This is a genomic window from uncultured Winogradskyella sp. (genome assembly GCF_947498005.1).
Lineage (GTDB): Bacteria > Bacteroidota > Bacteroidia > Flavobacteriales > Flavobacteriaceae > Winogradskyella.
Genome location: NZ_CANMIW010000010.1, coordinates 32861 through 58872, shown reverse-complemented (window position 1 = coordinate 58872; position 26012 = coordinate 32861). Strand labels below are relative to the sequence as shown.

The 26012-nt window shown below is 32.1% G+C and carries 23 protein-coding genes; 5 read left to right on the top strand and 18 right to left on the bottom strand.

Features of this window, described 5'->3' with window-relative positions:
• Nucleotides 1–19 precede the first annotated feature (19 nt).
• Nucleotides 20–889: an ion transporter gene (locus Q0891_RS15780; RefSeq protein ID WP_299103206.1), complete on the top strand. Its 870-nt coding sequence runs from the start codon at nt 20–22 to the stop codon at nt 887–889.
• Complete coding sequence (gene miaA / locus Q0891_RS15775) at nt 882–1784, top strand: tRNA (adenosine(37)-N6)-dimethylallyltransferase MiaA (protein ID WP_299103204.1); 903 nt, start codon at nt 882–884, stop codon at nt 1782–1784. The genes Q0891_RS15780 and miaA overlap by 8 nt, the downstream gene beginning before the upstream one ends.
• Before the next feature lie 25 nt (nt 1785–1809).
• On the opposite strand, the gene Q0891_RS15770 is transcribed toward miaA, so the two are convergent.
• The 15 genes from Q0891_RS15770 to Q0891_RS15700 form a co-directional block, all read right to left on the bottom strand.
• Nucleotides 1810–2196, bottom strand: a complete 387-nt coding sequence (locus Q0891_RS15770; protein WP_299103202.1) for a VanZ family protein — start codon at nt 2194–2196, stop codon at nt 1810–1812.
• Between the two features lie 71 nt (nt 2197–2267).
• Nucleotides 2268–2975: a response regulator transcription factor gene (locus tag Q0891_RS15765; protein WP_299103201.1), complete on the bottom strand. Its 708-nt coding sequence runs from the start codon at nt 2973–2975 to the stop codon at nt 2268–2270.
• A 10-nt stretch (nt 2976–2985) separates the two neighbouring features.
• A complete protein-coding gene (locus Q0891_RS15760; protein ID WP_299103199.1) occupies nt 2986–4521 on the bottom strand; it encodes a HAMP domain-containing sensor histidine kinase in 1536 nt (511 codons plus the stop codon).
• Between the two features lie 105 nt (nt 4522–4626).
• Complete coding sequence (gene coaE, locus Q0891_RS15755) at nt 4627–5220, bottom strand: dephospho-CoA kinase (RefSeq protein WP_299103197.1); 594 nt, start codon at nt 5218–5220, stop codon at nt 4627–4629.
• Nucleotides 5220–6179: a hypothetical protein gene (locus Q0891_RS15750; RefSeq protein WP_299103195.1), complete on the bottom strand. Its 960-nt coding sequence runs from the start codon at nt 6177–6179 to the stop codon at nt 5220–5222. Before Q0891_RS15750 ends, coaE begins: the two co-directional genes overlap by 1 nt.
• 1 nt (nt 6180) lies before the next feature.
• Entirely contained in the window at nt 6181–7182 is a 1002-nt protein-coding gene (locus Q0891_RS15745) for a glycosyltransferase (RefSeq protein WP_299103193.1), read from the bottom strand.
• Between the two features lie 137 nt (nt 7183–7319).
• On the bottom strand, nt 7320–11852 hold the full coding sequence (locus tag Q0891_RS15740; protein WP_299103191.1) for a T9SS type A sorting domain-containing protein: 4533 nt from the start codon (nt 11850–11852) through the stop codon (nt 7320–7322).
• 240 nt (nt 11853–12092) lie between these two features.
• Nucleotides 12093–12911, bottom strand: coding sequence for an SDR family oxidoreductase (locus Q0891_RS15735; protein WP_299103189.1), 819 nt, complete (start codon nt 12909–12911; stop codon nt 12093–12095).
• Nucleotides 12912–12955: 44 nt separating this feature from the next.
• Nucleotides 12956–14608, bottom strand: a complete 1653-nt coding sequence (gene recN, locus Q0891_RS15730; protein WP_299103187.1) for a DNA repair protein RecN — start codon at nt 14606–14608, stop codon at nt 12956–12958.
• Between the two features lie 128 nt (nt 14609–14736).
• Nucleotides 14737–15624, bottom strand: a complete 888-nt coding sequence (locus tag Q0891_RS15725) for a DUF4835 family protein (RefSeq protein ID WP_299103186.1) — start codon at nt 15622–15624, stop codon at nt 14737–14739.
• Nucleotides 15617–16828 (bottom strand): bifunctional phosphopantothenoylcysteine decarboxylase/phosphopantothenate--cysteine ligase CoaBC, encoded by a 1212-nt coding sequence (gene coaBC / locus Q0891_RS15720; protein ID WP_299103184.1) that lies wholly within the window; start codon nt 16826–16828, stop codon nt 15617–15619. The genes Q0891_RS15725 and coaBC overlap by 8 nt, the downstream gene beginning before the upstream one ends.
• A gap of 4 nt (nt 16829–16832) precedes the next feature.
• The gene (locus tag Q0891_RS15715) at nt 16833–17159 is read right to left on the bottom strand and encodes a DNA-directed RNA polymerase subunit omega (protein WP_299103246.1); all 327 of its coding nucleotides are present in this window, start codon (nt 17157–17159) and stop codon (nt 16833–16835) included.
• 14 nt (nt 17160–17173) lie between these two features.
• On the bottom strand, nt 17174–17974 hold the full coding sequence (locus tag Q0891_RS15710) for an outer membrane protein assembly factor BamD (RefSeq protein WP_299103182.1): 801 nt from the start codon (nt 17972–17974) through the stop codon (nt 17174–17176).
• A gap of 108 nt (nt 17975–18082) precedes the next feature.
• Nucleotides 18083–18967 carry a 4-hydroxy-tetrahydrodipicolinate synthase gene (dapA, locus tag Q0891_RS15705; RefSeq protein WP_299103180.1) on the bottom strand — a complete coding sequence of 295 codons (885 nt, stop codon included), beginning with the start codon at nt 18965–18967 and terminating at the stop codon, nt 18083–18085.
• Nucleotides 18967–19485: a hypothetical protein gene (locus Q0891_RS15700; RefSeq protein WP_299103178.1), complete on the bottom strand. Its 519-nt coding sequence runs from the start codon at nt 19483–19485 to the stop codon at nt 18967–18969. The genes dapA and Q0891_RS15700 overlap by 1 nt, the downstream gene beginning before the upstream one ends.
• Before the next feature lie 71 nt (nt 19486–19556).
• Between Q0891_RS15700 and Q0891_RS15695 the strand changes: the two genes are divergently transcribed.
• From Q0891_RS15695 to Q0891_RS15685, 3 genes are all read left to right on the top strand, one after another.
• The gene (locus tag Q0891_RS15695) at nt 19557–20315 is read left to right on the top strand and encodes a 5'-nucleotidase C-terminal domain-containing protein (protein WP_299103176.1); all 759 of its coding nucleotides are present in this window, start codon (nt 19557–19559) and stop codon (nt 20313–20315) included.
• Nucleotides 20316–20319: 4 nt separating this feature from the next.
• Nucleotides 20320–21234 carry a bifunctional UDP-sugar hydrolase/5'-nucleotidase gene (locus Q0891_RS15690; RefSeq protein WP_299103174.1) on the top strand — a complete coding sequence of 305 codons (915 nt, stop codon included), beginning with the start codon at nt 20320–20322 and terminating at the stop codon, nt 21232–21234.
• A 121-nt stretch (nt 21235–21355) separates the two neighbouring features.
• Nucleotides 21356–22465 carry an adenylate/guanylate cyclase domain-containing protein gene (locus Q0891_RS15685; protein ID WP_299103171.1) on the top strand — a complete coding sequence of 370 codons (1110 nt, stop codon included), beginning with the start codon at nt 21356–21358 and terminating at the stop codon, nt 22463–22465.
• 8 nt (nt 22466–22473) lie between these two features.
• Here the strand turns inward: Q0891_RS15685 and Q0891_RS15680 are convergent, their stop codons facing one another.
• From Q0891_RS15680 to Q0891_RS15670, 3 genes are all read right to left on the bottom strand, one after another.
• A complete protein-coding gene (locus tag Q0891_RS15680; protein WP_299103169.1) occupies nt 22474–23145 on the bottom strand; it encodes a hypothetical protein in 672 nt (223 codons plus the stop codon).
• A gap of 180 nt (nt 23146–23325) precedes the next feature.
• Nucleotides 23326–25320: an NAD-dependent DNA ligase LigA gene (gene ligA, locus Q0891_RS15675; RefSeq protein ID WP_299103167.1), complete on the bottom strand. Its 1995-nt coding sequence runs from the start codon at nt 25318–25320 to the stop codon at nt 23326–23328.
• A gap of 7 nt (nt 25321–25327) precedes the next feature.
• The gene (locus Q0891_RS15670; RefSeq protein ID WP_299103165.1) at nt 25328–26011 is read right to left on the bottom strand and encodes a hypothetical protein; all 684 of its coding nucleotides are present in this window, start codon (nt 26009–26011) and stop codon (nt 25328–25330) included.
• Nucleotide 26012 lies beyond the last annotated feature (1 nt).

The window sequence follows — 26012 nt, the reverse complement described above, 5'->3', positions numbered from 1 at the left end:
CTTTTTGTACTTTTAAACTATGGAAGTGAACAATAAACATAATTGGAAATCTAAACTGCATGAAGTAATTTATGAAGCAGATACGCCTTCTGGTAAGTTATTTGATGTGCTGCTTCTGATATTCATTTTAGTAAGTATTGTTCTGGTAATGCTAGAAAGTGTTACTAGTATTGATAATAAATACCATGATTTACTTTACATATGTGAGTGGATTGTTACAATTTTGTTTTCCATAGAATATATATTACGAGTTATAACTGTTAGAAAACCATTCAAATATATATTCAGCTTTTTTGGTATTGTTGACTTTCTTTCTACCATACCAATGTATCTTACCTTTCTATTTGGTGGCGCTCAAGCATTAGTTACTTTACGCGCATTACGTCTTCTTAGAGTTTTTAGAATCCTAAAATTAGCCAGATATTTAGGTGCTTCTAACCAATTAAAAGATTCTATCATAGCTAGCAGAGTAAAAATTCTTGTTTTTCTATTTGCTGTCATGGTTTCATCCGTAGTATTTGGTACTATAATGTATTTGGTAGAAGGCGAGGCTAATGGTTTTACAAATATCCCAAAAAGTGTGTATTGGTGTATTGTAACACTAACAACTGTAGGTTTTGGTGATATCGCTCCACAAACACCTTTAGGTCAGTTTATTACTACCATAATTATGATTTTAGGATATGGAATTATAGCCGTACCCACAGGTATTGTTTCTGCAGAGTATGCAAAAAGTAGTTTAAAGGAAGATAATGATAAAGCTATACCTGTAAATATTGAACCTAAAGTACATTTAAACTCACAATGTTGCATTAATTGTTTATCTCAAAAACATCAAGATGATGCAGAATATTGTCATAAATGCGGCTGTAAATTAAATCATGACTAAACTTTTAATTTCAATAGTTGGCCCAACAGCAATAGGTAAAACGGCCTTAAGTATAAAATTAGCGAATCATTTTAATACAGAAATAATTTCGGCGGACTCTCGCCAGTTTTTTAAAGAAATGGCCATAGGAACGGCTGTTCCTTTTGATGATGAATTAGACGCTGCTCAGCACCATTTTATTCAAAACAAATCTATTCTAAACAATTATAACGTAGGCGATTTTGAACGTGATGCTATAGCTAAACTAAAAGAGCTTCATCAAAAACACAAAACTGTTATAATGGTTGGAGGATCTGGATTATATGTAAAAGCCGTTACAAAAGGCTTAGATTATTTTCCTGAGGTTGATGCCAGTATTAGAGAGAATCTTAATCTTCAACTTGAAGAAAAAGGGCTACCACATTTACAAGACCAATTAAAAACGTTAGATACGGAAGCCTATAATACAATCGCAATTGACAACCCAAAACGTGTAATTAGAGCACTAGAAATTTGTTTAGGTACTGACAAACCTTACTCTTCATTTCTTACTAACCCTGAAAAAAATAGAGCATTTAAAACTATAAGCATAGGACTTAACGCAGAACGTAATATAATTTACGATAGAATAAATCAACGTGTTGACTTAATGATTAAAAATGGGTTATTAGATGAAGTAAAATCTTTATTACCACATAAAGAGCTCAATGCATTAAATACAGTCGGCTATAAAGAGTTATTTAACTATTTTGAAGGGGATTGGACTTTAGATTTAGCCGTATCAGAAATTAAAAAGAATACTAGACGTTTCGCTAAACGTCAACTCACTTGGTTCAGAAAAGATGAGAATACAAAATGGTTTGATTATAAGACTAACGTCAGCGAGATTATTGATTATATAGTCGCTAATAGCTAATAGTCAATTCTAACTGCTGCTCAAATTATGATTTAATATACTTTTCTTTACTAAGTCGTTGTCCCAAAATTGTAAAGCAAATAATCCCTAAACCGTCTGCTATTAAATCTGATATATCTAAAGTCCTATTAGGAAAAAACGTTTGGCTAAGTTCTTCTAATAGTACCAAAGCAGATACTATTACAGAACCCAATGGCAACTGCATCCAAAGTTTAATTTCTTTAAATTTCAACGTGATGTTTACCACCAAAGTTAAAATGCCAAAAAGAAAAAAGTGACCTATTTTATCTCCGAAGGGTATCCAATTTACGAGATCGAAAAACATATTTTTTCCTCCTGTATCTGCAGAATAGATTATCCAGCAAATAAATGCTAGAAATGTAATAGTGATTACCTTAAAGAGGTTATGCACTTATATTATAGTATTGTCGTATAAAAAAAGCCCAATTCAATGAACTGGACTTTATATCTTTTTAGCTTAAATTATTGGTTATTAATGACCAATCTAAATCCTTCACCATGTATGTTTAAAATTTCTACATTTGGATCTGGCTTTAAGTATTTACGTAATTTAGCAATATATACATCCATACTACGAGAAGTAAAATAATTATCGTCTCTCCAGATTTTTGTTAATGCTAATTCTCTCGGCATTAAATCATTTTCATGCAGTGCTAACAAACGTAGCAGCTCATTCTCTTTCGGAGATAATTTTGAAGGCTCCTCACCATCAAATTTTAAAAATCGCAATTTAGAATTAAGATCAAAACGCCCTATTTTAAATTCAAACTGTTTACTATCAGCAACTGTATCTGTTGCTTTTCGTTGCATTATTGCTTTTATTTTCATTAATAAAACTTCACTATCAAAAGGTTTATTAAGGTAATCATCTGCTCCTACTTTGTATCCTTTAAGGACATCTTCTTTCATAGCTTTTGCTGTTAAGAAGATAATAGGCACATCTGTATTTTTTTCGCGTATTTCCTTTGCTAAGGTAAATCCATCCTTATAAGGCATCATAACATCTAGAATACATAGATCATAATCATCTTTTTTGAATTTTTCAAAACCTTCCATACCATTCTTTGCATGGATGACGTCATAATCATTCATCATTAAATAATCCTTTAATACGGTTCCGAAATTTGGATCGTCTTCAACTAAGAGTATTTTTTTATTTTGTTCTTCCATAATTCTATTTTTATGATATTAATGGCATCTTTATTATAAAAGTACTGCCTTTCCCTTTTTCACTTTCTACTGATATATGACCTTGATGATCATCTACTATTCTTTTCACATAAGCTAAACCAAGCCCATGTCCTTTTACATTATGTACATTACCTGTGTGCTCTCTGTAAAATTTCTCGAACACCCGTTTTGCAACAGCTTTAGACATTCCGTTACCTTGATCTACTATTCTTGCAATAATATTATGACCAGCATTTTCCGTGTAAACGTCTATTTTTGGTGCATCATCAGAGTATTTAATTGCGTTATCTAAAATGTTCACTAACACATTTGTAAAATGCGTTTCGTTTGCTAAAACTGATGTATGCTCTGCATTTAAATGCGTTTTAACATAGCCTTGTCTATCTTCTACTATAAGTTCTACATGAGTAACAGCATCTTCTATTAAGTCGTGTAACTCGTGTCTTTCCTTACTGATATTTAATTCATTCTTTTCTAACTTAGAAATACGTAATACATTCTCTACTTGAGCATGCATTCGTTTATTCTCTTCCTTAATCATTCCTAAATAACGCAATACCTTCTCTTGGTCATTTATTATTTTAGGGTTTTTTATTGAGTCTAATGCCAAATTAATTGTTGCAATTGGTGTTTTAAACTCGTGCGTCATATTATTAATAAAGTCGGTCTTAATTTGTGATATTTGACGTTGCTTTATTAATTGGTATATGGCACTTGTGTATGCAATGATAATTATACTTGTAAATACTATCGATAGTATTATCATCCATATAATTGAGGATAATAAATACTTTTTTCTATCTGGAAACTCTACCCAAAGCGTGTAACTACTTTCTTCATTGTTATCTAAAAAAATTGGTACACCTTTATAGGCGTTAGACATTTCAAAATTTTGAGTTTGAATTTTGGTAGCCAAATCTTCGTCATATATACCAAATTCAAAATCTAAATCTATCCCTTCATCTTTTAACTCTCTATTTAAATACAACTCTACCTGATCTGTTGTAATACGTTTATAAATAGGAATCGTTTTCAACAAAGGCTTAAAAACATCCTCGTACATTTGTCTTACAACGATTGGCATAGAAGTAATTTCTCTAAGCCTTTGTATGGGCTCAACAGACTTTTTACCGTCTAGTCTTGCATTACTATAAACTTCTGTAACACGCTCGCTAGTGAGTTTACTAATATTTAAACTATCTGCATCAATTTCAAAGAACAATGAAGGAGGTACTTTATAATGTTCCTCTAAAACGGTACTTCTATTAACAATCGTAAGATCGTTAATGTCATCTTCTGTTGTTATAAAAAGCTTTCTAATTTTTACAGAATCTACTTTATTATCCTTATTTAAATATGGCTGCAGTTTAGAATATGCGTCTCTAAACTCCATTTCTTCAATAGACTTAGAAACAAGACTTAAGGATCGCTTTACACTCAAGGTAAAGTTCTTATTCTCGTTTTCTATACTATTATTAATAAAAAAAGACTGTACAAAAATTATACCGATGAGTGATAAACTCATTAAGACTATCAATAACACGAATAGCTTTTTGCTCATCAGCCAAATTTAACATTTTAACATATAGCACAAATTAGGTTTAACCTAACGTTAACAAAAGAAAGTGGATTATTTGTGCTTTATTTTTTGAAGAATTTCATTGTGAACTTTATCAGCTTGATTTTTAGCCACAAGTAAATCATTATTAACAATCACAAAATCAGATTTTTCTGCTTTTTCTTTATCAGATAATTGATTATTTATTATCGATTTTATTTTTTCTTTTGAAGTATTATCACGTTTCATAACACGCTTTATTCTTAGGTCTTCGTCAGCTATAACCGTAATAATATAATGATATTGACTTTGTAGATTATTTTCAAATATTATAGCAGCTTCTTTTATAACATAAGTTGAACTTTGTTTTTGAAGCCATCTTTTAAAATGCGATGCTACTTTTGGATGTACAATGGCATTCATTTTATCTAACAAGGCCTTATCGTTAAAAATTTTTGAAGCTAAATAGGGTCTGTTCAATTTATCATCCTTATAAGCTTCTTCTCCAAATAGTGCCACCAACTTCCGTTTAATAACCTTAGACCTGTTCATTAAAGCTTTTGCTTCATCATCAGCTATGTAAATTGGGACTCCTAAAGTTTTAAAATAATTTAGTATTGTGGTTTTACCACTTCCAATACCACCTGTTAGACCTACTACTACCATTATAATTTAATATAATCTATTCGTTTTTGTTTAATATTGACCCGCTTAACACTTAAAGGCTTCTTTACCACTTTTGGTAATAAATAATTCTGATTATTGTCTATTTCAGCAAAATCACACTCCACACTAAAGTCTTCCGTTTTAATGTTGTTATAATCTTCTAAATCGACATAATATGATACACTTACAGTCTTAGGAAAATAGTTTATAGTAATATCATTTGGCTGATTAGTTACTGTAATAGGCACCTCCTTTGTTCCTTCTGTAAATCTAGCGACTTCTCCTGTTACTAAAAGCGCTTTGGGATAGATTTCAACATTTCTTAATTGATCTATATTGAGTTTTATAGTTGTATTTATTTTGCTGTTCACATTATCCAATACCAACTTATCAGTAAATATGGCTGTTATAGAATCGACTTCAGTTGATGAGCCTACAACTTTTACACTATCTTGGCTAAACAAAAAATCTCCTTTCAAATCGTAACCAACAGCATAATTAATATTTTCTATTAATTTTATGGGTACAATTTTAGATGCCCTTTTAGAAAACGGAATTCGCAAAGTGTCTGGAATAACTGATAACAAGTTATATGAATTACCTAACTGCCCTTCAATTAAAAACTTATGTTTTTGTACATCAAAAATATATTGATTTCCTTTTAATACAACATTGTTATTAGAGTTGACAATAAGCTCTTTCGACTCATTGAAAATTAAAGGTATTAAAGAAAACCCTTTCGCTTCTACATAAGCATCAACATAATTTGAAGAATCATTTTCTATAATAATCTCATCTTCTACGTTGATTAGTTTAACTTTTAATTTTATGGTTTGCTTGTAGTCATTAGATAATTTAGAAAAAAGCAGTAACACAAAGGCTGCGATAAAAAATAAACCAAATCGTTTATAGTTTCGTTTTTTTAATTTATCAAATATGCTTGAACTATTTTGTTTCATATCAAAAAAACAATTTAGGAAAAGTTTTCTCCGGATTTCTTTTTAAAACTACTAAATAAAAAGTTGATTTTAAAAACCCAAACCCGTAACCTAAAAACTGAATAACAATGGCTATTATGGCCTGAAATGCGATAATTAAACTTTTATTTGAAATTAAAGCCAATATAAATGCAATTATAAAGTAAAGAACATAGCAATATATTGGAAAATAAATACCAAAAATCATAAAAAATAAAGCACCTAACAAACCCAAACTAAATAAAGTAGGAAACCAATAAACTAAACTTTTAGATTTTGGATGCCATTGATTTAGTATTGGCCTTACCATACCAAATTTATTAACTTGCTTGTGGAATTTTGACCATGAAATACGACGCTTGTGATAAACAAAAGCATCTTTAATTAAGGTGGTCTTAAAACCTAATTTGTGTAACCTAAGTGACAAATCTGGGTCTTCACCAGGATGAATTTTACCAAATCCACCAGATGTTAAAAATGCTTTTTTAGACAAGCCCATATTAAAACTTCTTGGCTGAAAATCTTCAACCTTATGTTCGCCACCTCTTATACCACCAGTTGTAATAAAAGAAGTCATAGCAAAATTTATAGCTTTCTGTAAATTTGAAAAAGAACTATGTGCAGCGTCAGGACCGCCAAAACAATCATAATAATTAGTCTCTAAAAAAGTAACTACTTCATTTAAATAATTTGAAGGCATTATAACATCAGAATCTAGAATAATATAATAATTACCTTTAGCCTTATGCATACCAAAATTCCTAGAATCTCCTGGTCCAGAATTGGCCTTAATATAATATGAAATATCTAAGTTGCTTTCAAATTGTTCTATAATAAGCTCAGAAGACTCAGTTGAACCGTCCTCAATAATCACAATTTCAAACGGAACGGTATCTTCAAATTTGAGAAAACTCTCTAAGAGTTCTTTAATTTCGTCTGGTCTATTATAAACCGGAATGATAAAAGAAAATTCAATTGCATTCATAAGATGCAAAGGTAAATAAACCAAATACAACTAATTATAGTTAGTTAAGCTAAAAAGAAAATAAAAGCACTACTAAATTATAAAACAAAAAAAAGCCGCTATAAATAGCGGCTTTTTAAATTATAACTTAATTAAGTTTATTGCTTAATCACTTTTATAGTTTGTGTGTTATTTGCAATAGTAACTTTTACAAAATATGCTCCACTTTGTAATTGAGACATATCTAATTCACTATCAATTGAATTAGGTGTAACTCTTAATACTTCTTGACCAAGTACATTAAACATACTAACGTTCTCAATGTTATTTTGAGCATTTAATGTTAATGTGTTTTCTACTGGGTTAGGATAGTATGTAAAAGCAGATTCGCTTTCAATATCATCAGTTCCTAATACTTGATTAGTTACAATATCTAAACAGAAGCTTCCCTCTGCTCCACTATATCCTGAAACTTGAACATAATAAGTCTCTCCAACAGTTACAGCTAAATCTGAAATTATTGAATTCCAAGCAAATCCATTAGATAAATTAGTTGTACCACTATCTTGATCACAGTCTAATTGTACCAATGCACCAGAAACTCCAGAATATACTGCTATTTCAGAATCAACTAATGTTCCACCTGTAAAATCTGTAGAAATGTCTACAGTTGCCACACTAGCTGGTACAGTAAATGTAAACCAAACATCGTTCGATCCACCATTAAAACAAGAGCCATCTCCTTCTAATGAATCTGTTGAAGCAGCATTTGTTCCGTTTGAATTAGTACCATCACAATATCCTTCATCTACAGTAACTGCAATAGCTGCTGAAATTTCATCATTAACTGGAGGACAAGCAAATTCAAATAAACCTACAGTAGAACTACAAGCCACATCAGTTGCTGTATATTCTATAGTTATAGAATCTCCACTATTATAAGGACCTGCTGTTACAGTTCCTACAACTACTGGATATGTATTTGTTCCATCATCAAAAACTCCACCTGCATCACCAGCATCTGATACTACAATATCAACAACAAATGTACCTGTTCCGTCACCATTACAAGTTTCTACTATTGCAGAACTATCAATAGTTGCAGCCGCACATAAAACTTCAGTAATATCAAGTGTATACGTTGTACTTTGAGGAGTTGCCCAAGTAGAAATTACAATATAGTAAGTAGTTCCATTAGTTACATCTAGATCTAAATCATAATCATTAGTACTAGAGCCATTCCCAAATCCTGCTACACATTCTGTACCAATATTTGCACAGTCAGTATAAACAAAAAGTCCAGAGTATGTACTTCCTATTGCTGACATAGCAATATTAATTGTGCCATCTGCAGTTGCTGTATAAGCATAAACTACATCATCACCATTAAGATAACTGGAAGTTGTACCACAACCAGTTGCTCCTGCAGATCCAGTGTAATCATCTCCATAATTGGCAGTGTCATCTGATGTATTATAAGGAAGAGCAGTTACATCTATAGCAACCTCACAAGTTGCACCACTTAATGGTTGCGTCCACGATGTTGTTATATAAACACTATCTGAACCTGAAGCACAGTTAGCTTGTACATAAATATCATAAGATTCACCAGATACTAAACCAGTTAAACTTAATGTTGGTGTTGTATCCACTGTTCCTGTAGTTCCACCACTACCTTGAGTATATGGAGAAACGCCATATTCATAAGTCCATTCTGTTTCACTATCACCAGCTGTCCAAGCAATATCTGCAGTTTCCAAACCTGTAACAGTTGCTACTAAATTTGTAGGTTCTAGACAAGATGGAGGTGTTCTTACTTTAAATTCATCTATAAAGAAATCATAATCTTCAGCATCATCAACAGTACCATCAGTTGCCCAAATAGCAAATTGAGCCATTCCTGTGTACGCAGATAAATCAATAATTTCAATATCTCCAATTTCAGAAGGTATGTTAGATTGATTATATGTTTCTAAATTAATCCATGTAGCTCCAGAGTCAGTTGAGATTAAAACCTGAACTTCATCATCAGATCCCATTCCGTCCAATTCTGGCACATTAGAATTATTGTAATCTGTAACAGCTACTGAGTAGACTAATTCATAACCTCCTCCAGATAAATCAAATGTTGGAGAAAGTAACCAATCTTCTCTATTTGTTGTATACAAATTAATTTTAGCTGAATTATCATCACCACCTGCATTTAAAAAATCAGTATGATTCCATAAACCAGACTCTAATTCAGTAGGACCAGTTGTTGGATCACCAGAACCAGCTTCTATCCAACAGTTTGGTACGAACGTATCAAAACTTTCAGTATAATCAGGTGTAAACGTAGCACAAGTTGTTGTAAATGAGAATGGTCCAACCCATGAAGATGTTCCATTAGCACCACAATCCGCTTGAACGTAAAATTCGTAATCATTAGCGTCAGTTAAACCAGATAACATATATGGATTTGCAACGCCTGTTGCTGTTGCTGTTCCAGTAACAGAACCTCCTGCTGTAACATCTACTATTTCAATATTCCATGCTGTGGCAGAACCAGTTTCAACCCAACTCAAATCTGCTGAATCTGCAGTAATATTTGAAGCCGCTAAAGTTGAAGGGTCAAAACATGACGGTGCTTCATCAAATGATACATCATCAATTGCGATATCATTTTCATAGTTCGAACTTGTTTCAGTATCAACAATGAATCTAGCTTGAACGTTACCAGTTATAGTTAAAGACGATAAGTCAATGATAATCGCTTCCCAATCATCTAAATTTCCATCAGCATCTGTGTAGACTTGATTCCAAGCTGCTCCATCCCAAACTTCAACAGTAAGCGTATTTGAATTGGTTCCAGCAGCAACAAAATGATATGCATAGAATGATAATGCAGGAGTTGTAAGACCTGAAATATCTACCATTGGAGATAATAAAGTCGCATCAGTAGATGTCGTTGCCGTTGAAGCATCAACAAAAGCAAAATAACCAGAACCCGAGGTATGATCAGCATAAGAATTTCCAAATGTAGGAGAAGTTGCAAAATCCCATTCTCTTGTAGTAGAAGAAGAACTTGTCCAACAAGATGGAATATCACCAGCATTTTCAAAATCTTGAGAGTAAGGTGCTACTACTGCATCACAAGGAGTAGAAAAAGCAACTGGTCCTATCCATGCAGATGTTCCACCAGCACCACAGTCTGCCCTTAAATATACTTCGTAATCATTGCTAGCATCAAGCCCCATTAAAGTATAAGGGTTTGTAGTAATACCTGATGTCGTTGGTGTCCCTGTTACAGAAGCTGCAGCAGTAACATCAACCAATTCAATATCCCATAATGTCTCAGAATCTCCCATAGTCCATGCTAAATCTACTGAGTTTACTGTTTCACCTGAAGCCATAAAAGCCGAAGGCTCTATACATGCTGGAGTCTCTCTTACTTGAAATTTACTTACGTGAAAATATACGTCTTCAGTGTCATTTACATCTCCTTCATCACCTAAAAAGGCGAATTGAACAGTCCCTGTAATTGCAGATAGATCATATGTAATTTCTTCTCCTACATCAGTTGGCACATTTCCTTGTGTCCAAGATTGCATTGAAGTCCAAGTTGCACCTCCATCTGTAGTCATTAATAATTCAACATTATCATCAGAACCTAAATCTGCATCAGCTCCACTAGTTCCGCCTTCAGTTAAAGCAACATATATATTAAGTTCGCTAGGCGCAGCAGCAGATAAATCAAAAACTGGAGATATTATCCAATCGCTTCTTACATCCGACCAAATATTAATAGCGTTACTTGGTGTTCCGTTATGATTCGATGCATACCATAAACCAGAACCTAAATCCATAGGTCCGCTTGCAGCATCACCACTATTTGCTTCTTCCCAACAATCTGGTGTATTTAAAGACATATCGGCCAAATAATCAGGAGCAATTGATGCACATATTGTTGAAAATGCAAATGGACCAGCCCACTCTGATACGCCATCTGTCATACCACAATCTGCTTGTACATAAAATTCATAATCACTATTATCTGTTAAGCTCATAGCTGAATATGGATTAGCAACGCCACTCGCAGTCGCTGTTCCTGTAGCCGCAGTTCCGGCATCTACTATTTCTATGTTCCATACTGATGCAGTGCCAGCTTCTGTCCAAGCTAATTCTGCTGAAGAATCAGTTATACCTGTTGCAGTTAAATCTGTTGGAATTAAACATGTAGGTGGAGGAGTTACAGCACTAGTCATAGTAAATGTCGTTGGTCCTTGAATCCAATCTGATAATACAATGTAATAAACGACTCCTGCTGTTAAAGCAGGTGTAGTTAATACTAGATCAGCAGAAGAGCCACCATTAGTAGCAGATTCAACACAACTTGGTGATGAATCAGGACAATTATCAATTACAAATACACCATAGTAAGTATTGGTAAGGTCAGATATTGTAATATCTAGAGTTTCACCTGTCTCAACAGCAGTGTACTGAAACCAATATTCAAGATCATTGTAGAAGGTACTACAAGGGTTAACTTCTGGAGCAGTATTAGAATCGGAGAAGCTTCCTGCTTGTCCAGTTGTATCACCTACTTGTGGTGTCCCTGGAGTTAATACTAATGCATTCGCGCAATCAGCCTGGGAAAAGCCAAACGTGATAAAGCAAAATGCAAAAATTGTTAGTAGTAAATTTTTTTTCATAAAAATGGATTAATAGTTAGTAATTCTCTAAAAATATGTTAAAACTTTAGAAGAAGAAGATGTTTAACTTTCAAATCGATGAAATGTATAAAAGGACGTTCAGCGACATCTTTCAATGTTGTTAATTACATTAGTGAACCTCTTAGCGGATATGTTTTTGAATTTACCGAAATTCAAAAACAAAAAAAAACCATAATACGCTAATTTGTATTATGGTCTTCAATGCTTTAAGAGTGATCCTTATTGATTATCTACGAAGGTTTCCATAACACTATCACTTACACCCATATTACTAAACCCACCATCATTATATAAATTTTGGAGTGTAACACGTTTAGTTAAATCACTAAACAATGTGATCGTATAATTAGCACAATCCATAGCAGATGCATTACCTAACGGAGACATTTTTTCTGCATACGCAATAAAGCCATCAAAACCTTTTACACCACTACCAGCTGTTGTTGGTGTTGGAGATTGTGAAATAGTATTTACTCTCACTTTCTTATCGCGACCAAAGAAATAACCAAAACTACGTGCAATACTTTCTAAGTACGCTTTATTATCTGCCATATCATTATAATCTGGAAAAACACGTTGGGCAGCCATGTAAGTCAAAGCAACAATACTACCCCATTCATTCATAGCATCTGCTTTGTATAATGTTTGCATGACCTTGTGAAATGACATAGCGGAAACATCTGTCCCTTTTTGAGTCCATGCGTAATTTTGATCTGTGTAGTGTTTGCCTTTTCTTACATTAATAGACATACCAATAGAATGCAGTACAAAATCTATTTTACCACCTAAAATCTCCATTGATTGTTCTACTAGATTTTGCAAATCTTCTTCTGAAGTTGCATCTGCTGGTATTATTTGAGAACCCGTTTTTTCAGCAAGCTCATTTATTTGACCCATTCTCATAGCAACAGGTGCATTTGTAAGAACAAACGTTCCGCCTTCCTCATGCACTCTAACCGCAGTTTTCCAAGCTATAGAGTTTTCGTCTAATGCTCCAAAAATGATTCCCCTTTTTCCTTTTAGTAAGTTGTAAGACATAATGTTTTGTTGTTAGTTTATTTAAATTGGTAAATAATTAATTTTTAATTCAATAATTGTTTGGCATGAGCCATCGCAGAATCTGTAATACTCAATCCTCCTAGCATTTGTGCTATTTCAACAATACGCTCTTCTTCATTTAATTTTTTAAGTTGTGTATGCGTAATGTCTTTAATATCCGTTTTAAAAACTTTAAAGTGCGAAACACCTTTAGCCGCTATTTGTGGTAAATGCGTTATGGCAAATACTTGCATATGGCTACTCATTTGCTTCATAATATCTCCCATTTTATTAGAAATTTCTCCAGAAACACCTGTATCAATTTCATCAAACATAATAGAAGGTAATTGAATATATTCTGCTAGTATCGATTTTATAGCGAGCATAATACGTGAAAGCTCACCACCTGATGCTGATTTTTTTAGTTCATTAAAGCTAGATCCTTTATTTGCCATAAACAGAAATTGTAAATTATCTTTTCCGTTTGAAACATATGTATCTCTAGACTCTAACTCAACTTTAAACTTAGCGTTAGGCATACCCAATAATGCTAAAATTGTTTCTAATTTTGAAACAAATATTGGAATAACTTTTTTTCTATTCTTAGTAATAGTTAATGCTAATTGATTGAGTTTCTTATTTGCTTTTAAGATTTCTTCTTCTTTAAGAAGTATAGCTTCATCTAAACTTTCAGTATTATCAATTTTGGATTTTAAATTAATCTTAATAACTAATAATTCCTCAATGGTAGAAACTGAATGCTTTTGAAATAAATTATTTATAATTTGAAGTTGATGATTAATCCGTTCTAATTCCTGAGGGTCTGATGATAAATTTTCTTCTAAATTATCTAATTCTATTAAAATATCATCGATTTCTATACCAACACTAATTATCCGTTCTTTTAAAGCTTGGTAAGATTTACCGAAATTTTCAATTTTAGAGAGCTCTTGTCTCACTGAAATAATTTGATCTGAAACACCTAAGGATTCGGCAGTTAAGATAGATTTTGAACTACTTATCTTCTCTCCTATTATTTCAACATTATTTAATTCTTCATATTGGGCTTCTAACTCTTCAAGATTTACGTTTTCTAAATTGATTTCATTCAATTCTTTAGACAAAAATAAATTGTAATCGTATTCCTTTATTAATTCAGCTTTAGAAAGTTTTAAATTCTCTAAGGCCTTTTGAAGAGACTTATACACATTTAAACTTTTAGAAAACGAATCTAAATGCGACTGATTTTTAGCCAAAGCATCAATAACTTTAAATTGGTAATCATCTTGTGTTAGTTGCTGTGTTTGGTGCTGCGAATGTATATCTATAAGATGTTTACTTAAGCTAATTAAACTCTCTAGATTCACTGGTGTGTCATTAATAAATGCTCTAGATTTACCAGAAGGCAGTATTTCTCGTCTTATTATGGTTTGCACATCATAGTCTAAGTCTAAATCATTGAACAAAGACTTTAAATTATAGTTAGCAAGATCAAAATTGGCTTCGATAATACATTTATCCTTTGCGTTTTTAACCTGACTTAGATCTGCACGCTTACCCAATACTAAAGATAAACCACCTAACAGGATAGATTTTCCTGCTCCTGTTTCACCAGTTATAATAGTTAGTCCGTTGTTAAAGGATACATTGAGCTCATCAATAAGAGCGTAATTTTTAATGTAAAGTGATGTAAGCAATCTTAATTAATTTTTACAATACGAAATTAAGTGATTATGGCTTAAAAATTGGAAACGGAAGAAGAAAAATGTCTAATGTTCTGAAAATATTTCGGAATTCTAAAAAGCTAAAACACTTCCTTAAAACACTAATATTTAATATTACGCCACTTTTGCGAATACATTGGTGCTATTTTATTGAGAATATCTTTTGCATCAGCAACATTTACCTTAGGACCTCCATTAAGTATATCTAATATCTCATCTGCTTTGGCATCAAAAAATACGCGCATTAGAAACGAATTTGGACGTACGCTATGTACTTTTTTCAACTCATCAAAAACAGAAATGATCTTCGTCTTTCCATCTTTCTGGTTGTCATTCATAATATCTAACCCTTCTCTATGATACATGTATACCGCTGTTCGTATACTTTTATACGAAGGCGACATAATATTGTCAATTAATGCAAAACGCGACTGTAAACCGTCTTCTAATTTCCATCCTTGACCACTAAGCTGCTGTGAGTAATTAGCAATTGTCTGTGCTTGTTTAAAATAATCACTCCCTCCATTTAACTCAAAGGAATCTGCGTCCATTCCTAAAATCATATAGACGTGAAATGCCAAAACCGAAACTAAATTAGATTCAAACTGGCTTTCATTAAATACTAAATTTTGAAATTCTAAATATTGAAAATTAAAATCTTTGTCATTATAATTATAAATAGGCGAACTGTAAGTAGAATTAAAAATTGGACGCGATGACGATACTTGTATCGATGCAGAAAAAGCGTCATTATTATTTTCTCTTACATTGATAACCATACCACAGTTAATACGCTCGTGTGCCTCAAAAGAATTGTTGGTCCACTTCGTATTATTTACGAATTCTGTTAACTGCTTTTCTAAAGTTTTAAAAATAATATCATTTTCATTTCCTGTTTGCTGAGCAATTACATTAACTGTACAATTAAGCTCTTGTGAAAATGAAATACTTGAAGCTAGTAAAGCAAATAAAAGAAATAATTTACGCATGAGTTTGTTTTAGTATAAGTTCCATTAAGTCTTGAGCCACTTCTCTTTTAGACTTTAAGTCGTTTTCTATAATTTCATTAGTAGATGTAATAAATGTAACTTTATTTGTTGACACTCCAAAACCTGCACCTTTATCTTGCAAGGAATTTAAAACAATAAGATCTAAATTCTTAGATTTTAGTTTCCCTTTTGCGTGTTCTAGAGCATTATTTGTTTCTAAAGCAAAACCCACTAAAAATTGATGTGATTTAATCTCACCAAGTGATTTTAAAATATCTTTAGTTTTTTCTAACTCAATAGTAAACGTAGATTCCTTCTTTTTTATTTTCTGACTAGCCACATTTTTTGGTCTATAATCGGCAACTGCAGCAGAAAGAATTGCAATATCAGTTTCTTTATAATGCTTATGAACCTCATTGTACATTTCATCTGCACTTGTTACGGGATTGACAGTCACAAAATTATTTCCTGTTTTTTGGTGTGTTGGTCCAGTAACCAAAATAACCTCAGCTCCTAAACCTGCCGCTGCATTTGCGATTGCAAAACCCATTTTGCCACTTGAATGATTACCAATAAAGCGCACAGGATCTATCGCTTCATATGTTGGACCAGCAGTAATTAACACCCTTTTACCTTTAAGTGGTAGTTGATCTAATATATCCTTCTCTATATAATTAAAAATATCTTCAGGTTCTGCCATTCTACCTTCACCTACTAATCCACTTGCTAATTCACCTGTACCTGCAGGAATGAGCTTATTACCAAATGAAATCAGTTTTTCAAAAGAAGCTTTTGTAGTTTCATGCTTATACATATCTAAATCCATTGCTGGCGCAAAATAAACTGGGCATTTAGCCGAAAGATACGTTGCTAATAATATGTTATCGCATACACCATTTGCCATTTTAGCCATAGTGTTAGCCGTTGCAGGTGCAATTATTAATAGATCAGCCCAAAGGCCTAAATCAACATGATTATTCCAAACCTGACTGTCATCTCCATCTTCTGTAAAAGATGAGTAAACAGGGTTTTTAGATAAAGTAGAAAGTGTAAGTGGTGTTATAAAATCCTTAGAAGCAGGTGTCATAACGACTTTAACGTTAGCACCTGCTTTTATAAATAATCTTACTAAGTTAGCAGATTTATATGCGGCAATACCAGCTGTAATGCCTAATAAAATGTTTTTGTCTTTTAAAATAGACATTTAATTAAGACTGAGGATCCTCAGTATTTCTATGATAAATTTTATCATCTAACCACTCTTTTACAGCTAGTGCGTGTGGTTTTGGTAATTTTTCGTAAAACTTAGAAACTTCGATTTGCTCTTTGTTTTCAAAAATTTCTTCAAGACTATCGTTATATGTTGCAAACTCTTCAAGTTTATCAATTAACTCTCTTCTTATGTCAGTATTGATTTGCTCTGCACGTTTTGCAATAACTGAAATTGCTTCATAGATGTTATCCGTTGGTGCATCTATTTCATTTCTGTTGTAAGTTACTGAACTTACTGGTGCATCTGTCTTTTTTAAATCCATCATTATATAATAGTTTAACTTTTTGTCTTTAATGTATTCAACTCTTCTTGTAATTGGTTGTACAATGCCGTAGCATTCTCAATATTTTCTGAGTTTGGGTATGCTTTCTTTAAAGCATTATAATAGTCAATTGCTTCATTGAGTCGTTCTTCCTTTAAATACTCTACACTTAAAATGGCTAAATTATAAGCAGCATCTAATCTGTAATAAAAAGCTTCACTTCTTAATGTCGTTCCTGGGAACTCTAATAAAAAGTTATTGAATGATTTAATTGATGCTTTATAGTCTTTAATTAAATCATATTGCTTTGCAATTTCGAATGCCTTTTTCTCTAATTTAAAATCTAATTCTTTTACCAAAGTATTAGCTTCACTTAAATATTGAGAATTAGGATTAGCATTTACAAACAACTGTAATTTTTCAATCGCTTCTATAGTCTCTTTTTGTTCTTTAGAGTAAATAGGTGAATTGTAATAATAACCTTTAGCAGATAAAAATGAAGCTTGTTCTGCCTTCTCACTCTGCGGGTAAATATCCGTAAACTTATCTAAATGATAACTAGACCTATAATACTCTTTCATATTATACAAACACATAGCATGCATAAATGTTAATTTCTCTGCCTGAGGTTTTCCTCTATACTTCTGAAGAATTTGATCTAGTAATCTAAATGATTTTGCCCACTTCCCGTCATTATAAAGTTCTTCAGCCATATCAAATTTGGCCGAAGTATCTTCAGATTTTAGGGTTTTCTGAAAATCACTACATGATACTAATATTAAAGTAACAAGTAATATGTAAAGTCCTCTCTTCATAAATTTTAAACAGACTGCAAAAGTAAACATTATAAACGGAATTTAAAAACAATTATTATTGGCTAATTTAAACGTTGTTTTTAGGCTAATTAGGTATTTATATAAAGTTTAACTTTTACCTAATATTTTCAATTCGTTTTTTATAGCATCTTTTAGGTTTTCTGTAGCTTCAACTAGCGGCAATCGCACATTTGAATTTGAAATATTAAGAGCTTCTAAAACAGCTTTTATACCAGCCGGATTGTTCTCTGAAAATATTAAACCTACAATTGGCATAAGCTTAAAATGAATATCATACGCTTCCTTCGCCTTGCGAGCAATACCTAAACGAATCATTTCAGAAAATTCCTTTGGTAATGCTTGTCCTATCACAGAAATAACACCAGAACCTCCTGCTAATGCTACACCCAAAGCTAAGTCGTCATCACCAGAAAGTATTAAAAAACCTTTTGGCTTAGTCCTTAAAAGCTCTAAATATTGATGCACATTATTACCTGCTTCTTTTACGGCTACAATATTTTCAAAATCCTTAGCTAATCTCAATGTTGTCTCTGGCAACATATTAGAAGATGTTCTACCAGGAACATTATATAGTATTATAGGTTTTGGTGAAACTAATGCAATTGCTTTAAAATGCTGATAAATACCTTCTTGTGTTGGCTTACTGTAATATGGAGAAACTGACAAAATTCCGTCAATTTCAGTAAAGTCCGTAGCTTTAATTTCTTCCACTACAGTTGCTGTATTATTACCACCAATTCCAAGTACAAGCGGCAATCTTCCATTATTTACTTTAGCTATAAAAGCTATTAATTCCTTTTTTTCTTCTGCAGTTACGGTAACACTTTCTCCTGTTGTTCCACTTATTACTAAATAATCAGTTCCGTTTGCAATATTGTATTCTACAAGACGCTCTAATGCTTCAAAATCGATACTTAAATCCGCATTAAAAGGTGTAATTAACGCTACACCAGTTCCTATAAACTTTGTCATTATAATTTTTTTAGTATGTTTAAATATTTCTTCAATTCTTGCTTAAATATATTAATGTTCTTTAATTCTACATCAATAATTAAATCATAGAGTCTTTCATCTTCATTTGAAATTCCAACTTTAAAATTAGCTTTAGATATAGCCGTAATTTGATTTAATTGTAATACCGGATTTTTAAAAAAACAAATCAGCATATCAAACGGCTCATCAATAAAAGATTGTAAATCTTGGTTTTTTATTTTACCATTCCATCCAAAATCTTTTGGACTATAATGCGCATTCCATTGATTGTGCTCTAACTTATCATCCATAGTAAAGGCCACAATTTTATGTTTTGGCGATGTTAAGCCTAATTCTTTAAAATAGACTCTAAACACCTCAAACTCATGAAACTCATTAGCATTTAATAAAACCGCGACTGTTTTTACTTTACTATTGTTTACAGAAGGTTTTCGTTCTGCCAACAATTTGTTCACATATTTTCGATTTGATTTTTCTTTAAATGCTTTTAAAATCATTTATCTTTAGCCTTTGTGCAAATTTAATAAAAGCACTCACATTTTAATACAAACTTTATATAAGTTATTCAATGACTATTAAACACACACTAAAACTTTGTTTTTTACTACTGCTTTTTACTTGTTCTTCTTCGCAAGTTTCTAAAATTGAAGGTAAACGCATAAATATTGACGAGACCTTAGAGCCCAATAAAGAAGTAGAAGATTTTATTAAACCTTACAGAGAACATGTTAATGCAGATATGGATAATATTATCTCTTACGCATTAGACACTTATTCTAAATCTGATGGCGAATTAAATACTGCTATCGGAAATTTGATGGCTGATGCTGTCTATGATGAAGGTAACGAGGTGTTCCTTAAAAAAACTAGCGAACATATAGATTTTGTTTTGTTAAACCATGGTGGTATTCGTGCTATTATATCTCAAGGAAATATTACAACAAGAACAGCTTATGAAGTAATGCCGTTTGAAAACTCTGTAGTTGTGGTAGCCATGAAAGGCAATAAAGTTAATGAAATGATGGACTATTTAGCAAAAGCTAAACGCGCTCATCCTATTTCTAAACAGCTTCAACTTACTTTAACGGTTGATGACAAAATTAAGTCTGCAACAGTATTAGGAGAACCAATTGATCCTAAAAAAACGTATTACGTTGCTACTAACGATTATCTCTATAATGGTGGAGATGGTATGACGTTTTTTCAACCCAATGAAGGTTTAACCATCTTAGATTATAAAATTAGAAACGTATTAATTGATAATTTTAAGAAGACAGACACCTTAAATCCAAAGATCGACAACAGATTTATCAAATTAAAGTTTTAAAACGATGAAAAGAAGACAATTTATACAAAAATCCACTGCTGCAACCGTTTTAGCTGGTGTTGGCGGACTTAGTTTACAATCTTTTGATTCGTCTAAAATCACTAAGATTACCATACTGCACACCAACGATGTTCACAGTCATATTGATCCTTTTGGACCAGATGACGGCAGAAATGCGAATAAAGGAGGTGTTGCAAGACGTGCAACCTTAGTGGAATCTATAAGACAAGAAAATCCGAATACTTTATTATTAGATGCTGGCGACATTTTTCAAGGCACACCATATTTTAACTATTATGGAGGCGAATTGGAATTTAAGCTTATGAGCATGCTAAAATACGATTTAGCCACAATTGGAAATCATGATTTTGATAACGGAATTGATGGTCTTTATGCACAGATTCCTCATGCTGACTTTGAATTCGTTTCTGCCAACTATGACTTTTCAAATACTGTAATGGATACGCATGTAAAACCTTATAAAATTTTAATTAAAGACGGAATTAAAATTGGTGTTTTTGGATTAGGAATTAAGCTAGAAGGTTTAGTGGATAAAAAAATGTATAAAGAAACCGTATATCACGATCCTATTGAAAAAGCACAAGACATGTCTCGAATTTTGAAGGAAGAAGAAAAATGTGATTTAGTTATTTGCCTTTCTCATATAGGCTATAATTATAAGAATAAGCCAAACAAAGTTAGCGACTTAAAATTAGCAAGAGCAACAAAAGATATTGATCTTATTATTGGAGGACACACGCACACCTTTTTACCTAAACCTACGATTGAAAAAAATAGTGTTGGTAAAAATGTCTTAGTTAATCAAGTTGGTTGTTATGGATTATATCTTGGTAAAGTAGATTTTTATTTTAATTCTGGAAAAAACATTAAAGCAGATGGCGCTTCCATAGTTGTGTAATTAGAGCTCAGAGTAATTTTAGATTAATCATTTAGAGAAACTACTATCCGTAAATAGATAATGGATTGAAACATTAATACTTTAAAAACAAATCATACTAAACTCGAATGGAATTCAAAGGATGACGCCAAAACTTAAAAGAAATATTAAACGAGTTATTCCATTTGGTTTAATCTGGCTGATATTTGGTATCATCTTTTTAATAATTGAGTATGCCGCCACAAAAGATTTTGGCTATACAATCAATGGCGTCATAAAACTAGATTATAAAATTGTATTATTTGCCTTGCCTGTTGTTACAATTGTTGGTTTGATATTAGGAATCATTGAACTACTTTTTATAAACCAATTGTTTTTAAAAAAAAGTTTCTTAACCAAAGTCATAGGAAAGTCAATTATATACTCTCTATTTCTCTTTATTATAATTTGTATCGCTTATCCTGTAGCAGCGAGTATTGAATTAAAAACAAATATTTTCGACGAGCAAATTTTGAACAAATTCAGTGAATTTATCAATAGTATAAGCTTTATTAGTACTAGTTTTCAAATGGCTGTTTCACTTGTATTTACACTTTTTTACAATGAGATAAGTGAAAAAGTTGGTCCTAATTCATTTTCAAATTTTATAACAGGCAAATATCATAAGCCAAAAATTGAAAACAGGATTTTTATGTTTCTGGATATGAAATCGTCTACAGCAATTGCTGAAAAAATTGGCCACCATCAATATTTCAAGCTTTTAAATGATTACTATAATGTAATTTCAGAAGCAGTAATAACATATTCTGGTGAAGTTTATCAATACGTAGGTGATGAAATGGTTGTATCATGGAAAGTTTCAAAGAATATAAACAATAATTGCATTTATTGCTTCTTCAAAATGAAACACGACTTAGAAAATCGAAAATCTAAATTTATTGATAAATATAAAGTACATCCAACTTTTAAAGCCGGAATTCATTTTGGCGAGGTTACAACTGGTGAAATTGGGAGAATAAAAAAAGATGTGGTTTTTACGGGTGATACTTTAAATACGACTGCGAGAATTCAAGGTTTATGTAATGAACTTTCCGTTGACCTATTAATATCTTCTCAGCTATTAAATATATTAAATTTGGACCATCCATATTCCATAAAATTTAAAGGTAATAATGAGTTAAAAGGAAGAAAAGAAGTGGTTGACTTATATACTATTGAAGAACAAGTTAAAAGTGACAACACACTCGACTAATTGATCAATTAGGTGTTTTCAACTTCTAAAGGTTCGTCAATATATGCTGCTATCGGCTCAGTAACTTTATATTGAGACTGAGCATATAAAAAGACGAAGGCAATTACTAGAAAGAAGGCATAAATGTATCCCAAACTGTCATCATTTAAAATGTAGAAATACGCTAATTGAATTATTTCTGAAAACGTAAGGAATATAGTAGCCAATAAAAATAGCATAGACTTTGAGTTATTGCGATACATATAATCGATAAGCGCAATGGATAATAATGCCATAACAACACCATTGTAAGTATATTCTAAAATATATTGTGAGGTAGTCAACACACCTTCTGTTGTATTTGAGATTAGCGATACACAGAATATATCTAAAACAACTAAAACTAAAATCGGAATGGTTAATTCAGAAAATATTGTTCTTAATCTCAGTTGCCTAATCGTTTTAAGTATTAACAGAACATAAGACACTATATAAAGCATATTACTAACAAAGTATAAATAATCAACTTCATCTGCCTTAACTTCAGGAGTGTGCCAAGAAATTGCTCCTAATACTTGTGCTAAAGTAAATGTAATAAGAAATGTAATAAAGAATTTAGATCTAACTTTCGAACGTCCAATATAAAAAATTGTAAATAATACTAGCGCTATTGCACTTACGTAGGCGCCTTCTACCTCCAAGGTTAAACCTTGCAGCGAAATATAAACTCCTCCCAGCAGTAGCAATATTATTTTTATCGTTCTATTTAATAACATTATAATTGATCCCTTAATTATGGAAGCAAATATAAACATTTTTTTAACACTTTAACGAATAAATTATGTATTTCATCGAATAAATAGCTGTTTTTCTGTAAGAATTTATTTCAATTTACTCAAAAAGTCTAATTCTGTTAGTATTTGAATATTCAATTTTTCGGCTTTTGTCCGCTTACTTGGTCCCATTTTATCACCTGCAACGAGATAAGATGTTTTAGATGAGATAGATGAAGACACCTTTCCTCCATTATCTTCTATGAGTTTTTTAAGCTCATTCCTAGAAATCGTTTCAAATACGCCAGACACCACTATAGACAACCCCTTTAACTTATCAGTTTGGTTAGCAAGTTTCTCAGCTGAGATTTCTAATTGCACTCCAAACCCTTTTAAGCGCTCTATAATCAATTTATTTTCTTCTGAAGAGAAAAACTCCACAACACTCTGCGCAATGCGCTCTCCTATTTCATCAACCGTAACTAAATCTAATAGCGATGCATACATTAAAGCATCGATAGATTTATAATGCCTAGCCAATTTCTTGGCAACCGTTTCACCTACATAACGAATGCCTAAAGCAAATAGTACACGCTCAAACGGAATTTGCTTAGAAGCCTTAATACCATTAACCAAGTTTACAGCACTTTTTTCTGCCATTCGTTCTAGCGGAATCACTTGTTCCACAGTTAATTCATATAAATCTGAATAATTATAAATTAGGCCTTCCTTAACTAATAAAGCAACCGTCTCACCTCCTAGTCCATCAATATCCATAGCTTTCCTAGAGATATAATGTTGAATTCTACCAACCACTTGTGGTGGACAGGCTATATAATTAGGACAGTAATGTTTTGCCTCACCTTCTAATCTAACTAATTCTGTACCACATTCAGGACAACTAGCAATATAACTCGTTGGTATAGAATCCGCAGGACGCTTTGTTAGGTCTACCGAAATTATCTTTGGAATAATCTCGCCTCCTTTTTCTACAAAAACCTCATCGCCTACTCTAATATCTAATTTTTCAATCTGGTCTGCATTATGAAGCGAAGCTCGTTTAACCGTTGTACCAGCCAATTCTACAGGTTCTAAATTAGCAACAGGTGTTATAGCTCCTGTTCTTCCAACTTGATATGTAATTTCATTTAAACGTGTAGAAACTTGTTCGGCCTTAAACTTATACGCCATAGCCCAACGTGGTGCTTTTGCAGTAAAACCTAATTCATCTTGTTGGTATAGATTATTTACTTTAACTACAACACCATCTATCTCGTAAGGTAAATTGTGTCTGTTTTTATCCCAATAGTCTACATACTCTAAAACCTCATCAATAGATTTTACTAATTTGGCTTCTTTTGGCACTTTAAATCCCCAAGCTCTAGCTTTTTCTAAACCTTCGTATTGCGAAGTTAAATTTAGATTGTTGCCCACTATACTATATAAAAGACATTCTAAAGGACGCTTTGCCACTTCTGAACTATCTTGAAGCTTTAAACTTCCTGATGCCGTATTTCTTGGGTTTTTATAAGGTTCTTCCTCGTTTTCGATGCGTTCCGCATTCATTTTTAAAAAGCCTTCAATAGGTAAAACAATTTCGCCTCGTATATCAAAACGTTCTGGAAAGTCGCCTTTCAATTGAAGCGGAACGGTATTAATGGTTTTTATATTCGCCGTAACTTCATCGCCTTGCACACCATCGCCTCGTGTGACTGCTCTTAATAATTTACCATTTTCATAGGTTAAACTCATAGAAGCGCCATCGTACTTTAACTCACACATGTAGTTAACGTCGCCATCTACCATTTTTTTGATTCGTGTTTCCCAATCCAACAAATCTTCTTTAGAGTATGAATTATCTAAAGAATACATACGAGAATCATGAACCGTTGTTTTAAAATTCTTAGTCACTGCACCACCAACACGTTGCGTTGGCGAATTAGCATCAAAAAACTCAGGATGCTTTTCTTCTAAAGCTTGAAGTTCTTTTAATTTTATATCGAATTCGTAATCACTTATCGTTGCATCATCTAAAATGTAATAATTGTAGTTGTGCTGACGTAATTCTTCTCTAAGTGATTCTATTTGTTGTTTTGTGTTCATTATTAAATTATTCTTTTAGAAGATTTTTAAAATCTTCAAATATTATTTTCTGGTCATAACTAAAAGCCATTGCTCTCGTATGAAAAATGAATAAATAGTTTTTATAGGTATAGAAAAATGGATTTGTATTAAAGTAAAAGACTGTTCCACCTTTCTTTTCAATATTTTCGTGAGCAATTTTGGCTAAAGTTTGTGTTTTAAATTCCCATTGTTCAATTATTCCATCTTCAATCCAATTGTCATCCATATCATCTCTGTAAAAATAAGACCAAATACTTACTGTATTTTCAAAAACCTCAACATCAAAATCCTCTAATTCATCTTTGAAATTTTTGGACTTAACAAATCGGCTAATTCCTGTTTCATCAAAAGTTAATTCATAAAATGGCTTCTCTTTAAAAAACACAGGTTTCTTTGAACTATTTTCTCCTAATCCATATATTTTTTTTGCACGAATAGTATCATGCTTCCATCTTCCTAATTCTAATCTATTAGTCAATACAATAAACTCATGAATCGGCGAATTATCACCAAGAACATCTTTTTTATTACTTTGTGATTCTTTGTAAAGTGTAGTCGAATCGGCTGCCTCAATAACTTCTTTCTTGTTTTCTACCACTGGAATAGATTGTTTTTCTTTCTTACAAGAGAAACAAATAATCAAAACAAAAAAAGAAATTAAACTTCTCATT

Excerpts from the sequence above, each read along its gene's own strand:
- Q0891_RS15780 (WP_299103206.1), top strand. The coding sequence starts at position 20 with ATGGAAGTGAACAATAAACATAATTGGAAATCTAAACTGCATGAAGTA.
- miaA (WP_299103204.1), top strand. The coding sequence starts at position 882 with ATGACTAAACTTTTAATTTCAATAGTTGGCCCAACAGCAATAGGTAAA.
- Q0891_RS15765 (WP_299103201.1), bottom strand. The coding sequence starts at position 2,975 with ATGGAAGAACAAAATAAAAAAATACTCTTAGTTGAAGACGATCCAAAT.
- Q0891_RS15760 (WP_299103199.1), bottom strand. The coding sequence starts at position 4,521 with ATGAGTTTATCACTCATCGGTATAATTTTTGTACAGTCTTTTTTTATT.
- coaE (WP_299103197.1), bottom strand. The coding sequence starts at position 5,220 with ATGGTAGTAGTAGGTCTAACAGGTGGTATTGGAAGTGGTAAAACCACA.
- Q0891_RS15750 (WP_299103195.1), bottom strand. The coding sequence starts at position 6,179 with ATGAAACAAAATAGTTCAAGCATATTTGATAAATTAAAAAAACGAAAC.
- Q0891_RS15745 (WP_299103193.1), bottom strand. The coding sequence starts at position 7,182 with ATGAATGCAATTGAATTTTCTTTTATCATTCCGGTTTATAATAGACCA.
- Q0891_RS15740 (WP_299103191.1), bottom strand. The coding sequence starts at position 11,852 with ATGAAAAAAAATTTACTACTAACAATTTTTGCATTTTGCTTTATCACG.
- Q0891_RS15735 (WP_299103189.1), bottom strand. The coding sequence starts at position 12,911 with ATGTCTTACAACTTACTAAAAGGAAAAAGGGGAATCATTTTTGGAGCA.
- Q0891_RS15725 (WP_299103186.1), bottom strand. The coding sequence starts at position 15,624 with ATGCGTAAATTATTTCTTTTATTTGCTTTACTAGCTTCAAGTATTTCA.
- coaBC (WP_299103184.1), bottom strand. The coding sequence starts at position 16,828 with ATGTCTATTTTAAAAGACAAAAACATTTTATTAGGCATTACAGCTGGT.
- Q0891_RS15715 (WP_299103246.1), bottom strand. The coding sequence starts at position 17,159 with ATGGATTTAAAAAAGACAGATGCACCAGTAAGTTCAGTAACTTACAAC.
- Q0891_RS15710 (WP_299103182.1), bottom strand. The coding sequence starts at position 17,974 with ATGAAGAGAGGACTTTACATATTACTTGTTACTTTAATATTAGTATCA.
- dapA (WP_299103180.1), bottom strand. The coding sequence starts at position 18,967 with ATGACAAAGTTTATAGGAACTGGTGTAGCGTTAATTACACCTTTTAAT.
- Q0891_RS15700 (WP_299103178.1), bottom strand. The coding sequence starts at position 19,485 with ATGATTTTAAAAGCATTTAAAGAAAAATCAAATCGAAAATATGTGAAC.
- Q0891_RS15695 (WP_299103176.1), top strand. The coding sequence starts at position 19,557 with ATGACTATTAAACACACACTAAAACTTTGTTTTTTACTACTGCTTTTT.
- Q0891_RS15690 (WP_299103174.1), top strand. The coding sequence starts at position 20,320 with ATGAAAAGAAGACAATTTATACAAAAATCCACTGCTGCAACCGTTTTA.
- Q0891_RS15685 (WP_299103171.1), top strand. The coding sequence starts at position 21,356 with ATGACGCCAAAACTTAAAAGAAATATTAAACGAGTTATTCCATTTGGT.
- ligA (WP_299103167.1), bottom strand. The coding sequence starts at position 25,320 with ATGAACACAAAACAACAAATAGAATCACTTAGAGAAGAATTACGTCAG.
- Q0891_RS15670 (WP_299103165.1), bottom strand. The coding sequence starts at position 26,011 with ATGAGAAGTTTAATTTCTTTTTTTGTTTTGATTATTTGTTTCTCTTGT.